The following is a 15,002-nucleotide window of genomic DNA, read 5'->3' on the forward strand; positions in this document are numbered from 1 at the left end:
AGGGATTGAAAAGGAGGCGGGTCACGTCAGGGCGGGAATAGTGGCCTACCGGGTCAGCCGCCAGTTTGGCAAAGGTGATGGCAGCAGGGTCGAGCTCAGCAATAAGTAGTCCTTCCTGATTTTCCCCGAGAGGTGTGACGAGTTCCCTTCCGTCCGGGCCGTAAATACGGGCATGCCCCCCCCGGCACTGAGTAACGCTCTCCGGTCATCGTCAGGACAAAGGAAATCAATCATCTCATCAGAAACCACGGCACACGGGGCTATCACGAAGCACTGTCCCTCTGCGGCATACAGGCGTGAAGCCGCCGTGTTGACGTCTGGACCCAGCGCGGCCGTTGCGCTGGTGTAAAGACTGAAGCTTGGCCAGGCGGCAATATGGATCTCCTCATGCTGGGAATACATCGCATAACGGGACAGCGGTTGCAGATGCTCCCAGCAGCAAAGGGCTCCGACGTTCCCCAGAGGTGTCTCCCAGGTAGTCAGAGAGGAGCCGTCGCTCTCGCCGAACAGCGTGCGCTCCACGTGCGTGGCCTTAAGCTTGCGCCGGATGCCAATAGTTTCCCCGTCGCTGCCAATCAGCCACTGTGAGATATAGAGGCTCCCGTGATCGCGCTCGCTGAAGCCCAGAACGACAATGATATTGTTCTGCTGCGCCGCATCCGCAATTCGTTTCGCCTGAGCACTGTCCAGCACCAGTGAGTTCTGATGGTACTGATAAACCAAATGCATATTCTGGGCAGGGGAATTCAGCCATAAAAACCACGGATAGCCGGGTATCCAGGTCTCCGGAAAAGCTATGAGTTCCGCACCTTTCTGTGCCGCTTCAGAGATGAGGGCAATTGTTTTGTCTACTGTGCCTTCTAAATCCATAAAAACAGGGGCGGCCTGAACGCAGGCAACGGTAACCAGTTTGTTCATCATGTTCTGTCTCCTGGTAAAATAATTCAGCAGACACAGATATATCCTCCCTTACGGGCGCAGTGTTATGACAGGAAGGAAAGAATACTTGTCTGAAAAGGAAGTGGTCTAAAGTTTGCATTACATGTTCAACCTGGGGTGGAGGTTGCTGACATGAAGACGTATAACACTGCTGATGTTTTGTATGCTGAGCGGAGTGACTACTGGCGGCATGCCATCAGCCGCACGTTTGTTCCACTGGAAAGTATTTTTTCCGGAGACGACAGGTACGGCGTTATCAGATCGGGGAGCTGGGGAGACCTGCGGCTTTCAGAGGTCAGCTGTAGTGCCCAGGACGTCATAAGACGCCGAAGGGGGGCTGATAATCATCCTGACAATGTCATGCTGCTGAGTTTTATCAGTCAGGGTAAAACGTCCGTGACCCAGGCAGGGAGCCACGCCGGCCTTGGTCAGGGTGAGTTCGGGCTATATGACACTCGCTTTACTTACGAACTGCACCTTCATGGTGAAACGCGTCAGCATGTGGTGCAGATACCCATAGAGCATCTGAGACAGAAACTGGGTAAGACAGAACATCTTGTTGCGTATTCCTTTGGCAAAAAACATTCCCTGACGCCTTTTCTCCACATGCTTCTGAATAACCTGATGGCGCAAGCGGAAGATATTTCATCCCGTCATACCAGCGTCCTTTACAGACAGCTCCTTGAGCTGATTACAGTTGTTATCTCAGATGAATGCAGATCAGAAAGATCGTCCCGTTCATCTACAGGACTGCTTCTTCAGGTTAAAATAATGATAGATCAGCAGCTTTCGGATACAACGCTTTCAGTATCACGCATTGCTGATTCATTCCGTATTTCACCACGTTATCTGAGCATGCTCCTGAAAAATGACGGTACTACCTTTGGCCGGTATGTCCTGACTCAGAGGCTGAATAAAGCTTCGCTGGCTTTGCAGTCTCCTCTCTATACAGATATACCCATCAGCCAGATTGCATGGAAGTTTGGGTTCAGTGATATGGCCTATTTTTCTCGTGCATTCAGGGCAAAATTCAGCTGCTCACCAACGGAGTATCGTCATAAGGCTGGCGATGGTCATATGACAAGTACGCATGCAGGAAATAAAGGTGATTCCTGTCTCGATAACTGGCTTAGAGAAATTCAGTAACTTGATTTTCAATATACAGAGCATTATCTCGCTTCAAAAAGGTTGAGATGGATTAAATTATCTCAGGTGTGGCTTTTTTGTTTTAAACATGCCGTATTGCAAAATACTATTTGTACACATTCAAAAATATGCAGTGCAAATTAAACACCTCTCTCTTTAATACTAATTGAGTAAGTTATAATTTTGGTAAGAATACGCGCACGAAAGTAATTTGTAATGCTTGTCAAAATTAAAATTTCTATTGCTCCATTTTTGGAATGATGATTTCCATTTTATTGCATGTATTCATTGGGCGATTTCATAGATTATTAATGCAGGTTTAATCTGATGTAAATACAGTCGAATGATAGCTATTCATTGAAATTAATATACATGCACAGGCTTTTTAGCCATGAATTAAAGGAAAGAGTCAATGAGAAAAATTTTCACTCCTGCCAAAATGGGGCCTTACACGCTTTCAAATCATCTGGTAATGGCCCCAATGACACGCAGTCGTGCAGACTTCGACGGTACGCCTGGAAAACTGATCGCTGAGTACTACGGACAACGTGCCAGTATCGGGTTAATAATTGCTGAAGGCACACAACCTTCAGATGATGGTCAGGGGTATCTCATGACACCAGGCATCTATACTGATGCGCATGTTGCTGGCTGGAAAAAAGTGACTACTGCCGTTCATAACGAAGGGGGCCACATCTTTATCCAGCTTATGCACGCCGGTCGTATGTCCCATCCGGATAATACTCCTCACCATCGCAAGGCCGTTGCGCCTTCTGCTATTGCACCTGAGACGCCAATTTTCACTCCCACGGGTATGCAGGACATTCCTGTACCACGTGCGCTGACGACTGAAGAAGTGCGGGATACGGTAAATGACTTTCGTATTGCGGCTCGTGCAGCCATTGAGGCTGGAGCCGACGGTGTAGAAATCCACGGTGCGAATGCATACCTGATTCAACAGTTCCTGGCACCAAGTGCGAATACACGTACAGACCAGTACGGCGGATCTATTGAAAATCGCGCCCGGTTTGCGATAGAAGTTGTTAAAGCAGTTTCAGAGGAAATTGGCGCAGAGAGAACAGGTATCCGCCTCTCGCCAGGCACGCTTATGTGGGGGATCGATGAAGGTGAGCATGGGCCTGCACTGTATCGTTATCTGGTCGCTGAGCTGAATAAGCTGGGCATTGCCTATGTTCATATTATGCATCTTGGCAATGATCAATTGCTGGCTGACATTCGCAGTCTGTGGACTCAAACGCTGATTGTTAACCGTCCGGGACAGGAGCGCTCGAATGTTGGAAACGACGTCGCTTCTGGTCTGGCAGATCTTGAATCATATGGGCAGATGGTGCTGGCAAACCCGGATTTTGTAGAACGCCTGCTGGCGGATGCTGCAATGAATCCTGCGGATCACACGACTTACTTCGGGGGAACTGAGGTGGGTTACACGGATTACCCTCGCCTTTCGTAATCAATAACGTGACAATAAAAAAACCCTGATTTTCAGGGTTTTTTAGCGCCATCATTCAAGATTATTTTAACCTCAGTAGAGATTAATCAATGCTCCGGTACCTTAATCTCAATACCATATTTAGGAGCAACTTCAATCATCTTATGGATCTGGGCATCGTCCATAGCAGGGGGATTTTCTTCCGAGAAAGTCCCTTCCGGCTGACTGACTTCAATAAAGTAATCATCCAGACCTGCGGGAACCGCAATAATCAGCATTCTCGCCGGCGTGTCTCCCAGATTTTTAAAATAATGGAGTGATCCTTTTGGAACGGTTACCGACGCGCCAACTCCCGCTACTGTCCGTTCTCCATCTGCAAAAAATTCCAGTTCGCCATCCAGTACAAAAAATGATTCTTCTTCACGTGAATGAACATGTGGCGGCGGCCCTTTCTGAGCTGGAATGACGGCTTCCATGATGGTGTAAGCGCCATTGGTGTCACGGCTGCTGGCCTTGATGGTGTAGATATCCCCGGCGACGCCTGTCATCTGGCCATCGCCCGGTAATAAAACTCGTGCGCTCATGGTTAATTCTCCTGCTTTTGCTTCGCTAATATTTATTTAAAAAACGCTAACAATAATGCAGTTAACTCTTCCGGCTGCTCTTCTGTAAGCCAGTGACCGCTGCGTTTAATAACGGAAGTCTGCACATCGTCAGCCAGGGCGTTCATGATCACGCCAACCTGATCGTTCATACAAAATTCTCCACCCACAGCCAGTACCGGCATAGGAAGTTTGGTTTTTGCATTTTCCAGGTTGTTAACCGCATCTACCGGGAAGGCTCGGTAATGTTCAAAGCTTGCGCGCAGAGCACCGGGCTGGCTCAGACGTTCTGCATATTCATTGAGATCTTCGTCGGTTAAAGCATAAGTATCGTATGAGAGATGGCGAATGAAATGTGTAATGAACATTTTTTCGCGACCTGCAACCAGTGCCTCGGCAAGGCCCGGAGCGCTAAAGAACGAAAAATGATAAAACTGTGGAAACTTAGCGCCATCCATCAGCATTTCCAGACCAAGACCGGGTAAACCAGCCTCAAGCATAGCTAGCTTACGCACTTTGCCCGGATGGGCTGAAGCATATTCATAAGCGACCATCATGCCTATATCATGGCCGACAAGGTTGATTTCGTCGAAGCCGAGATGATTTACCAGTTGGTAAATGTCCTCCGCCACTGTGCGTTTTTCATAGCCGCTTCCTGGCTTATCTGAATCGCCAAAACCACGCATATCCGGAGCAATGACAGTGTAATGTTTAGCGAGTTCCGGGATCATGGTTTTCCATTCACGCCATGTCTGGGGCCAGCCATGAAGCAATATCAGCGGCTCGCCAGACCCTGCCATAGCGTAGTGGAGACGCACGCCATTAACGCGAGCAGTGTGATGAGCAATTTTAATTTCTGGGACTGAAACTGTATTCTGAGTTGTCATGTCATATCACTCTAAAAATTCTAGCAATCAGAGAACTGGCCTCATGACGCGCGCTTAAGCCACTGCATAACGCGTTATGAACATTTTTTGGAGTGTTTAACGAATATTTCCGCTAAACATGCCTTCGCGGAAAAAGTCTGCTTTTGGATCAGTGGTGAACAGTACTAAATCGCTATCCTGTTCAGCTTTCAGTATGTGTGCCACGTTATCGTTGATGACGACGCTTTCACCGCTTTCCAGTTCGACGTTCGCTATTTTTGCCCGTCCCTCAAAAACATAAAGGATTCTGGAAACGCCCGGAACTGGCACAGTTGGCAGTGGAACCTCTTCATCTTTGCTCAGACGAATGTCATGCAGCCATGTCTGTGAACGGAAAATTAATGGTGCCTCTTCGGGACCGGCTATCAGCCGCCATGCATCATGACTGTAGGGTGTACCAAAATCATGGAACTGCACCTGAGGTTCAAGGTCGCTTTCAGACGGGCGAACAAATATCTGCAGGCACTGCATCGATTCGCCTTTAGCACCAAGAATGCGTTCTTCATGCTGGAAGCTGTGACCGGCATTCATCAGCATCAGGCGGGTATTGGAGACTTCTTCTTCATTGCCCACTGTATCCAGGTGCAGCATTTTTCCTTTACGCATGTAGGTCAGGATTTCATCATCTTTGTGCGGATGCATCGGGATCACGGTACCTGGGCTGACATTGGCATGATCAATACGACCAATTCCGCCAATACCACTGTCTTCAGACTGGCGGACCATGCCGGGCCAGAGGATTTCAATACCAAATCCACCTGAGCCGTGGCGGTGCTTACTACTGCGCAGAATTTTTTGCATGTTACTCATCGTAGTTCCTTATCATGGAGCAACCAGCCTGACTGGAGTGTTACATCACGCTGAGTCGCTAATGCCAGAGTTGTGGTGACTTTGGTCAGGACTTACTGGAAAGCTTTCATGATGACCCGGACCAGTTTTGCCATCAGAGAGTGTGCACACCTTCCAGCCAGATCGGCATTAAACTGATTAATAAAGGTTATTTTCATGTTGCTATGTAACTCCATCGCAAAAAAGTGTTAATTCGGTGCGAATGATTGAATTATAGGCTGACAATAAATGGAATAAATAGCTAAAATCAGAATTGAACATTCCACTGATGGAACAATTTTTATGGAACTTCTGAATCACATGTCATATTTTGTCGAAGTTGTTAAAGCGAAGAGTTTTCGTGGCGCGGCTGAGTCGTTAGGCATGCCCAACTCTACGCTTTCACGCAAGATCGGGGAGCTTGAGAAAACAATAGGTCTTAGATTACTGCATCGTACAACGCGAAAAATTGAACTCACGGAGGCGGGGCATATTTATTATGAGCGTTGCAGGCGGATTGTGGATGAAGCCCGACTGGCACATGAGCAGCTGGGTACCATGCTCGCAAATCCCGAGGGACTGTTAAGGATTTCACTTCCCGCCGACTTTGCCATCGTAATTCTGACCCCGATTATCTGTCAGTTCTCTGAGCGATATCCCGGTATCAGTTTTGATTTCGACCTCACGCCCAGAAATGTTGACCTCGTGTCGGAACCTTTTGACCTGGCTATCCGAATGGGGACACAGCCTGACTCAGGTCTGATAGCGAGGAAGCTGGGAGCATTGCCGCGTTACATTTATGCTTCACCCCAGTATCTCAGGATGAAAGGGGAGCCTGTGACGCCGCAAGATCTGTCTGGACATGAATGTCTGATTATGCGACCTGAAAAGACGGCAACATGGCATCTTTATCAGGGGCAAGAGAAAGAGAGCATCCGCGCTTCCGGACGCTTTCAGATGAACAGTATCGGTATGATGCGTCGGCTTTCAAACATGGGGATGGGCGTTGCGATTTTGCCTGAACTCATCGTTGCTGAGGATGTAAAAACCGGGGGCCTTACTCGAATACTGTCATCTTTTGAAGCAGAAGCGGTGACCATCTATGCGCTCACTGAAACCAGATTGTTACCGGCAAAGGTTCAGGTGTTTATCGAGTTTATTCGGGAACATCTGAAATGATGAAATGCAATTATGGTTGGAAATGTTTCTGCGATAATTTTATATGTAAATATCGTATCAGTGATCAGGCGCATCAAAAGTTGAGGGAATTTTAAGGAACCGGAGAGAAAAAGAAATTGAGGGTATTTTATCTCATGTTCATAAAGTATGATTAAAAGCGGCGCAATCCTAACAACAGAAGCTGTTACTGTACCAGCAAAAACTTCCTTTCTATTCCTCTGAGGATAAAAATCTACGGCTGTACCAGCCTGGCTGGTCACCTCTTTACGAACAAACCTGAGGTCAAATGAATCCAGGTAAAATCGCCTATGAATTTATGATGCAATCCAGAGAACAGATTCATTCATTTTTATGATTTTTTTAATTCTATCTAATTTTAAAAAGCTAAATTAACTTAATGAAATATTTTAATGTGTTCTTTTAAAGCTGGCCCTTCTTTAGGGCGGCATTTAAACGCGCAGCATAAAATCCTTTCCGTTCAGTCTGATTTTTTATAGTTCCATTAATGGAAAACACTATTCCAAAAAGCACTCATTCAGGCAGTGGCAGTGTGTTCTAAAATTATATCCCTAGAGCTATAGCCATTCATAATGAAGGAATAAACCATGAGTGACAAAAATGCCCGCCCCGTTGCAGTTGTTGCTGGTGCCGGTGCCGGAAATGGTCTGGCTCTGGCAAAACGGTTTACAGATGCCGGGTATGCTGTTGCCTTACTGGCCCGTAGCCTTGAAAAAACCCAGAAGCTGGCAGATAAACTCAGCCATTCCAGAGCTTATGCCTGTGATGTTGGTGATCCAGTCTCGGTGGCCGCGGCCTTCAAGGCTATCCACAGTGAGCTGGGAGATGTTGAGGTGCTGATCTTCAATGCAGGTTCAGGCGTTTTTGCCGATGTTGAAACCATCACCCCGGAGCAGTTTGAATCTTCATGGCGCATCAATGCTTACGGCGCTCTTCTTTGCGCACAGCAAGTTATCCCATCAATGAAGGCCAGCCAGAAAGGCGACATTGTTTTTATAGGTGCAACAGCTTCACGGCGTGGTGGCGCAAACACAGCGGCCTTTGCACCGGCGAAAGCCGCACAGCACAGTCTGGCAGAATCCATGGCGCGCAAACTATGGCCGGAAGGCATACACGTCTCCGTCGTGATTATTGATGGGATTGTTGATTTGCCCAAAACGCGTGAGAGCATGCCTGACAGGCCAGAGGATGAATTTGTTGAACCGGAAGCAGTTGCTGAAGCTGCCTATTTTCTGACAACACAGCAAAGGAAAGGCTGGAGTTTTGAGACTGAAGTCCGGCCGTGGCGCGAGAAGTGGTAGTGTGCTGAACGGCTCAGTCACTGGCTTGATGAGACATTCGTCAGCTTCGATTGTATGAGGCGATGTTTTTGTCGTTCCCATAAACAATGAAGGATGTGGCCAGATTACCCTCCCTGATTGCTCCATAAATGGAGCAATGTAATCCATTTAGGTATCTTTATTGCTGATAAATAAAAAGAGATGATTATCCCACGTTATTATTTTGGGAGCAGAAAGTGAAAACGCAGTCCCCACAGTTTGATGCATTGACATCCCCGGTGATAGCCAAAGTTAACTATGCAAATCATGACAGCAGCTTCCGCAGCTACGGACTACGGGCAGGCGGAAAGCAGGCATTATTTTCTCCTTACATTGGCGTAGATCATTACTGGATGGGGGCGCCCACCTTCCCTCCGCACAGACACCGCGGAATCTCGGCGGTGTCTTATCTGTTATCTGACTCTCAGACAGGGATGCTGAATCGCGACTCTATTGGTACTCAGAATTTGATTCAACCGGGAGGGCTTCACTGGACGACGGCAGGAAAAGGGATTGCGCATGAAGAAGTGCCGGCCGTGCAGGGAAAAACCGTTCACGGATTACAAATCTTCGTCGCGCTGAGTCCGGACAATCGTGATATCGATCCATTTCCATTGATGCTTGAACCACAGGATGTTCCCATCGTTCAGCAACCGGGAGTGACGATCCGTATCCCGCTGGGCAGCTTTAAGGGCAAGCGTTCACCACTGAATCCGCCAACTGATGTAACGCTACTTGATATCTCATTACAGGCAAATGCCGAAATGACGGTGTCCATCCCGTCAGGCCATATTCTGTTTGCGATGCCCATTTCGGGTGCTACAGAAATTGATGGCCACAATTACAGCATTGAAGACCTGAAACTGCCGGTTTATCCGGCGTCCGATTCTCCTCGCGACATTGCGTTGAGAGCTCCAGAGGGCAGTAGCCACGTGGTGCTTTTTACAGCACCTCCGCTACATTAAAATTGATCAACACTAAAGAGGATTTACCCATGGCTCAAGAAAGATTTACCGCTGATAACACTGCATTACTGCTGATCGATCACCAGGTAGGCACTATGCAGCTGATTAAAAATATTGACTCGCAGCTTGCAGCGAAACAGTCGATTGCGCTCGCAAAAATGGCGAAAATTCTGAACCTGCCAACGGTTATCACCTCCAGCCAGGAAGATAATGCTCAGGGGCCAATTTTACCTGAAATCGCCGAAATTCTGCCATATGAGCATACGGCGCGTATTAAACGGCCAGGCGTAGTTAATGCGTGGGCATACCCTGCTTTCCATGAAGCGGTGCTGGCTACCGGTCGTAAAAACCTTATTATGGCGGGCGTGACCACTGACGTTTGCCTGATTTTCCCGGCGATTGATGCTGCACTGGAAGGTTTTAATGTACAGGCGGTAATGGATGCTTCGGGTTCCCCAAGCGACCTGTCTGAAGAGTTCTCACGCCAGCGCATGCACGATGCCGGTGTAGTACTGACGGCAACAAATACCCTGATGGCTGAGATTGCACAGGACTGGTCAACGCCTAACGGGCAGCAACTGATTGGCCTCTTGTTCAGCGATGTCTTCCCGGCGTTGGGAGCGGGAATTTCTGCCTGATAGTGAGCGTTACAAATTTTAATATTAAGATCGCCGGATTTATTCCAGCGATCTTAATTCTTCATAAAATACCCGCGGCAATTCATTTAATATGACTGTTGATGATTAGTGTCTTTATATTCCAACGTGAGTCAGCAACCATTCTGAGTAAATTGTCCAAAAATGAAAATAGTTAAAGTCTGCTCATAATTCAGGCAGTTTCAAAACATACTTAAGGATGTAAGTATCCCAGCTTTACTTCCACACACTTTTTGAGATTTCCGGTTTCTCAGCCATCAGCCGGTGTTCTTTCGGTGTCAGTTTATTCAGGGATTCATGGGACCGCTCACTGTTGTATTCTTTCAGCCAGCGCTCTGTGATTTCCCGTGCCTCGTTCAGCGTTCTGAACAGGTAAAAATCCAGTATTTCTGTCCGGTACGTCCTGTTAAACCTCTCAATAAACGCGTTCTGCGTCGGCTTACCCGGCTTGATAAATTCCAGTATCACACCATGGTCTTCAGCCCATTGCGCCAGAGCCAGTGATATCAGTTCCGGGCCGTTGTCCGGGCTGTTGTGCCTCAAACCTGACGGAGCAGAAATGAGAACGCAAAAGCGATGCATGGGATACGTGGCGATCGTTGGTGGTTGTATTTGAGGACATCTACGGCAATCGCTGGGACCTCTACCAGAACGCACAGCCCTAACCGCTCTAAGGCTGCACGTGTTCCGTACGTGGCCGGGGTGTTATGTCTTATGTGGCAGAACTTCCCGGTCGCCATCATTTTAACGTCCGCTCCTCGCTCATAGCGGACCCTAGCCTGCCGTCAGTCCGCTTTGTGCCAAAAGCGGACACTTTAGTTTGAATATGGACATGTCAGCGTCTGTCTTAATTGCTTCAGACTGACCTGGTTACTTCACAACCGGATCCTTTTTAAGGGAAAGCATGTTCATAAATTCGTCATCCAGATGAAGGTGTTGCCGGACAAGATCAGGAGGTGTACTGGCCAGCCACTGGTTAAGTGAAATATCGGCATAGTAATCACTTTTGAAAAGCTCAAGAAAACGCAGTGGCCCCTTACCGGTGTTTTCGATGTAGTGTCCCATAGCAAAAGGAACATATCCCACATCTCCAGCGCGATAGTCGAAAGTCCTTGCCTGGCCGGATGATGCAAAGACCCCCATCCGTCCCTCTCCTTCAAGGTAATACTGCCATTCATCATTGTTAGGGTGCCAGTGTAGCTCCCGCAGGCCGCCCGGCTCAATTTCCACCAGTGCGGCGGCAATCGTTTTTGAAATCGGAAAATTGGACGAATCTGTGATCCTGACGGTTCCTCCCGGTGCGCGTACAGGCTCCTGTGCCAGCATCCTGTGCGTAAAGCGGGTTTTCGACTTCGCCGCGCCTTTAATGCTATCTGATTCCAGGCTACCTGGAACGTTGCCAGCAAAAATATACTCATCATCAGGTGAGGGCAGGTGCGAAAATGAAGATACTGGTACCTTAAAATTTTTGGCGAGAATGTCCGGGGGAACATGCCTGAACCAGTCTGACAGCAGAAAAGTGCTGTCCTCATCAAAATTACCGTCGTCAAAAGCCAGTAAAAATTCACAGCCATCGGGACCGAGCCCCTGAATCGAGTGGGGAATACCGGGTGGAAAATACCACAGATCACCAGCAGCAATATCATCTACGAACCACCCTCCGCTGGCGTCAAAAGCGGTAACCCGCGCGTTGCCGTAAGTCATATAAGCCCACTCCCCCTCTTTATGCCAGTGCAGCTCACGGATACCTCCGGCATTGAGACGCATGTCCACACCCGCGATTGTGGTAGATATGCCCAGCTCCCGCTGTGTCACCTGACGCGTCCAGCCCCCGCTTCCCTTGCGAACGTGTGCATCACTGAAAGAAAAGCGAAGATTTGGCAGCGTTCCGCTGTCTGTGTCGGGTGGATTCACGATGTCCGGATTTTCTGCCTCACGGGTAGGATCATGGGGCCCCGGATCCCGTCCCCCACCTTCGGTCCCAGCCGAAAACGTCTTTACGGTGTTGTCATGTGCCATGGCCTGACCGGCTGCAAGCACGACAGTGCCACCTGCCGCAAAAGCCATAAAGTGTCGTCTTGTCAGTGATTTCATATCCATCCCTCCTCAGAATAATTTTTTATACGGCTTATTTTTATTACCGCTCTGAAGTTATAAACGGGCTCAAAGCTTAGGGAACAACAACTTTGTAACACTGAGGAAAGGGGTAAAGTGGCCATAAATAATAAAGATTATTGAATGTATTAAGTAAATTTAATGTTGTTTAATCACCGTATATTTATAAGGGTATTATCCTGAAAAACTAAGCACTTATCGTCAAATAAAGCGGGCAGTTATGATTTTCTTTTTACCATTCATTAGTAACTATTGATAAGAATTTTTACGAATTAAGCGGTTTGATAAGGCCTGAGTCATGTGAGCTGTAAACTCTCACGCACAATCTCAGATAGGGGTAAGGTTATTGAGGGCTGCACTGTTACCCCTGATTACACACCAGACAACGAAGTCCGCTTCTCGCTCACAGCGGACGAAGTCCAGCGAATGTGGGCGGTTTGGTGGAATTGGCGTTTTACCGAATGCTGGCGAACGTTAAGGGATCGGTCCGCTTTGTGCAGAGCGGATATTGCTGAGCCTGCATTCCATTAATTATGAGGAGCAGTTTAAAGTCAGCAATCTGGATACTGAACTAAAAATACACGCCTTTAATGAACCAAGTGGTTCTGTTAACATAATCCTGTTTACAGGGAGAACCACATGCGAACACTGACTGAAAAGAAACGAACTGACATCCTTAACGCCGCCACGACCGTTTTTCTTGAGCAGGGTTACGAACGCGCCTCCATGGACGCTGTGGCCAGAGCCGCAGAATGCTCAAAAGCCACGCTCTATAACTATTTCTCCTCCAAGGAGAGCCTTCTTGACGCCGTTGTCAGGGCCTACGGCACCAATTTTCTGACGCGCGCGGCAGACGATATTCACAGTCAGGATAGTCGTCATCTTCCTCTGGCTGACAGGCTGCAGCGCTTTGGTGAGGGCATGCTGGGTGCAATGACATCGGACTGGAAGGGGCTCCAGCTGTATCGCATGGTTATCGGCGAGGCCGGACATTCCGGCATCGGCGATATTTTTTATGAGTCCGGTGTCCGTGAAAGCATGAACGCTCTGGCAACACTGATGAAACAGCACATCGAGGCTGGTGATCTGGCTCCCGCCCGCCCCGACCTCAGGGCGAAACAGTTTTCTGCGCTGGTAAAAGCCGAGGCTGATGAACTCTTTCTGCGTTACAAAATGCCGGTTTATACACACGAAGATATCATCTCTATGGTAAAAAGCGCTGTAGAGGTGTTTATATCAGGTGCATCACCACGCTGATCTGACCAGCAAAGACGGATTATTCACCCTGAACAGTTGACTAATCTCAAGGTATATATACTGATACGTACAGTTTAATTATTGAGGGTTTAAGTCAATGCTTAATCGTTTCATTTTGGTGGCAGGTCTGACCGTGTGTTCGCTTCTGCTAAGCGGCTGCGTTTCTTTATTCTGAGGAGCTGATATGCGTCTTTTTATAGCCTCATTACCGGCATAGCCGTACTGATGCTCACCGGATGTCTTTCTATCGGCAGCCACATCTGAACTTTACCTGCCCGTCTTCAGGCGGGTAATTTCCTAACACCGCCTGCGCACGGTTAAAATGATACCTCCGACAGCATGAGCACAATCAGGGTACTTATGGCCATAGCCACCATAATTTCTGCAACAAGCAGCGTAATTAACGAGCCCTGGTGGCCCCCCAGGCGCCGTCTGTATATTTTCTCCCGCGGCGGGTTTTCAGGCGCCGGATATGGAGGATTTCTTTTACGTTATTGATGACGTGCCACCACATAATCACGACGGTCACCGCAAGAGCGCCAGATAAAATCAGGATGCTCAGGATGCTCCAGTCCAGTCAGGAGACCCCGCCGTTGATCACTGGCAGTTTATGTCCATCATTGTTTTCTCTTTCATGTAAAGTCTTCGCTTATGGGGTTCTGAAAACGCGCATACCTGAGACCCGGGCTAGGCACTGCAGGGCTTTCACCAGAGGGTGATATCGCTGAGCACAAGCAGCAGCAGTACAGATAACGCGTTCACAATGAGGCATTCCGCCGCCAGAAGTATCTTCACCCGTCCTGATGAGGCCCCCCACACCCTGACTGCATAGTATCCGGCCCGGCGCTGCCCGAACCGGCGCAGATGGCGTATTTCACTGAGGTTGCCGGCGGTTCTGAGCAGGGCGCATGCCACGGTCAGCAGAATTGCCCCATATACCAGCCATTGCCCCGGCGACGTATTTTTCAGCAATCCGGCTATCAGCCATCCATTCATCAGCTGACCCGGGCGTCAAATGCGGTGAAGAGGCCGCCGGCAATAAAAACAAGCGCCAGAACGACCCGGATAAGCAGTATCTTCATGCTCCTGAACCCGCCGCATACCGCCGAAGAAAATCAGCTGTTCTGCGCCTCACCTCTGTACGGAGCAGCGCCTTATCCTGCTGAAGGCCAGCCATCTTGCTCCGCAGCTCCTCTGCCAGCTTCAGGTAAGCATCAGCCATTTCGCCAGAGGGCCGGCAGCGCAACTCTCCGCGCAGCATTGCCGTATCAATAACGCTCCGCGCATAGTCCGCTGCCGGTGTAACGGCATCCTGCCCCGGGCCATCAGGGATGCTCCTGGCTTCGCCATATTTTTGCAGCGTCAGCATCGTTCTGATCAGCCTGCGCCGCACCGGCAGGCCGGAATAGCGGAGCGGCAGGCTCGGGATAAAACAGGCGCGCTCAGCACACACTTCCCGCACGGGCTCCGGTATGCCCTCCCTCAGTACCGGCGTGATGGCCAGCCGGGAACGGGGCCAGTGCGTGATGCCTGACGACGAAACTTCCGGACCGAAATAAAGCATTCCGCACTCCTCATGTGAAAGTTACTGACACGTACTGA

The 15,002-nt window shown here is 48.9% G+C and carries 14 protein-coding genes and 1 pseudogene; 7 read left to right on the forward strand and 8 right to left on the reverse strand.

Annotation, left to right across the window (positions count from 1 at the left end; translation table 11 throughout):
* Window positions 1–45 precede the first annotated feature (45 nt).
* Window positions 46–921: a carbon-nitrogen hydrolase family protein gene (locus AFL22_RS06710; protein WP_241773165.1), complete on the reverse strand. Its 876-nt coding sequence runs from the start codon at window positions 919–921 to the stop codon at window positions 46–48.
* A 150-nt stretch (window positions 922–1,071) separates the two neighbouring features.
* Here AFL22_RS06710 and AFL22_RS06715 point away from each other — a divergent pair, with 150 nt between their 5' ends.
* Window positions 1,072–2,085 (forward strand): helix-turn-helix domain-containing protein, encoded by a 1,014-nt coding sequence (locus AFL22_RS06715; RefSeq protein WP_082239146.1) that lies wholly within the window; start codon window positions 1,072–1,074, stop codon window positions 2,083–2,085.
* Between the two features lie 412 nt (window positions 2,086–2,497).
* Complete coding sequence (locus AFL22_RS06720; protein ID WP_052271033.1) at window positions 2,498–3,556, forward strand: alkene reductase; 1,059 nt, start codon at window positions 2,498–2,500, stop codon at window positions 3,554–3,556.
* 86 nt (window positions 3,557–3,642) lie between these two features.
* Here AFL22_RS06720 and AFL22_RS06725 read toward each other — a convergent pair whose 3' ends face one another.
* The 3 genes from AFL22_RS06725 to AFL22_RS06735 all read right to left on the reverse strand — a co-directional run bounded on the left by AFL22_RS06725 (window position 3,643) and on the right by AFL22_RS06735 (window position 5,873).
* Entirely contained in the window at window positions 3,643–4,119 is a 477-nt protein-coding gene (locus AFL22_RS06725; RefSeq protein WP_052271034.1) for a cupin domain-containing protein, read from the reverse strand.
* A 32-nt stretch (window positions 4,120–4,151) separates the two neighbouring features.
* The gene (locus AFL22_RS06730; RefSeq protein WP_052271035.1) at window positions 4,152–5,024 is read right to left on the reverse strand and encodes an alpha/beta hydrolase; all 873 of its coding nucleotides are present in this window, start codon (window positions 5,022–5,024) and stop codon (window positions 4,152–4,154) included.
* Window positions 5,025–5,120: 96 nt separating this feature from the next.
* Window positions 5,121–5,873: a pirin family protein gene (locus AFL22_RS06735; RefSeq protein WP_241773166.1), complete on the reverse strand. Its 753-nt coding sequence runs from the start codon at window positions 5,871–5,873 to the stop codon at window positions 5,121–5,123.
* A 321-nt stretch (window positions 5,874–6,194) separates the two neighbouring features.
* On the opposite strand from AFL22_RS06735, the gene AFL22_RS06740 reads away from it, so the two are divergent.
* The 4 genes from AFL22_RS06740 (at window position 6,195) to AFL22_RS06755 (ending at window position 10,010) form a co-directional block, all read left to right on the forward strand.
* Window positions 6,195–7,070 (forward strand): LysR family transcriptional regulator, encoded by an 876-nt coding sequence (locus AFL22_RS06740; protein ID WP_052271036.1) that lies wholly within the window; start codon window positions 6,195–6,197, stop codon window positions 7,068–7,070.
* A gap of 605 nt (window positions 7,071–7,675) precedes the next feature.
* Entirely contained in the window at window positions 7,676–8,389 is a 714-nt protein-coding gene (locus AFL22_RS06745; RefSeq protein ID WP_052271037.1) for an SDR family NAD(P)-dependent oxidoreductase, read from the forward strand.
* A 215-nt stretch (window positions 8,390–8,604) separates the two neighbouring features.
* A complete protein-coding gene (locus AFL22_RS06750; RefSeq protein WP_052271038.1) occupies window positions 8,605–9,372 on the forward strand; it encodes a pirin family protein in 768 nt (255 codons plus the stop codon).
* 29 nt (window positions 9,373–9,401) lie between these two features.
* Window positions 9,402–10,010, forward strand: a complete 609-nt coding sequence (locus tag AFL22_RS06755) for an isochorismatase family protein (RefSeq protein ID WP_052271040.1) — start codon at window positions 9,402–9,404, stop codon at window positions 10,008–10,010.
* Window positions 10,011–10,244: 234 nt separating this feature from the next.
* On the opposite strand, the pseudogene AFL22_RS06760 reads toward AFL22_RS06755, so the two are convergent.
* Window positions 10,245–10,553: pseudogene (locus AFL22_RS06760) on the reverse strand (integrase core domain-containing protein); the annotation flags it as partial.
* A 345-nt stretch (window positions 10,554–10,898) separates the two neighbouring features.
* Window positions 10,899–12,122 (reverse strand): oxalate decarboxylase family bicupin, encoded by a 1,224-nt coding sequence (locus AFL22_RS06765; protein ID WP_052271041.1) that lies wholly within the window; start codon window positions 12,120–12,122, stop codon window positions 10,899–10,901.
* 660 nt (window positions 12,123–12,782) lie between these two features.
* On the opposite strand from AFL22_RS06765, the gene AFL22_RS06770 reads away from it, so the two are divergent.
* The gene (locus AFL22_RS06770) at window positions 12,783–13,400 is read left to right on the forward strand and encodes a TetR/AcrR family transcriptional regulator (protein WP_052271043.1); all 618 of its coding nucleotides are present in this window, start codon (window positions 12,783–12,785) and stop codon (window positions 13,398–13,400) included.
* A gap of 705 nt (window positions 13,401–14,105) precedes the next feature.
* Here the strand turns inward: AFL22_RS06770 and AFL22_RS06775 are convergent.
* Together AFL22_RS06775 and AFL22_RS06780 are read right to left on the reverse strand one after the other, a co-directional pair.
* Entirely contained in the window at window positions 14,106–14,396 is a 291-nt protein-coding gene (locus tag AFL22_RS06775) for a hypothetical protein (protein WP_052271045.1), read from the reverse strand.
* Window positions 14,397–14,478: 82 nt separating this feature from the next.
* The gene (locus AFL22_RS06780; protein ID WP_052271046.1) at window positions 14,479–14,964 is read right to left on the reverse strand and encodes a hypothetical protein; all 486 of its coding nucleotides are present in this window, start codon (window positions 14,962–14,964) and stop codon (window positions 14,479–14,481) included.
* Window positions 14,965–15,002: the final 38 nt, after the last annotated feature.

Origin of the sequence: Pantoea sp. CFSAN033090 (assembly GCF_001264395.1) — a bacterium.
Classification (GTDB): domain Bacteria; phylum Pseudomonadota; class Gammaproteobacteria; order Enterobacterales; family Enterobacteriaceae; genus Pantoea; species Pantoea agglomerans.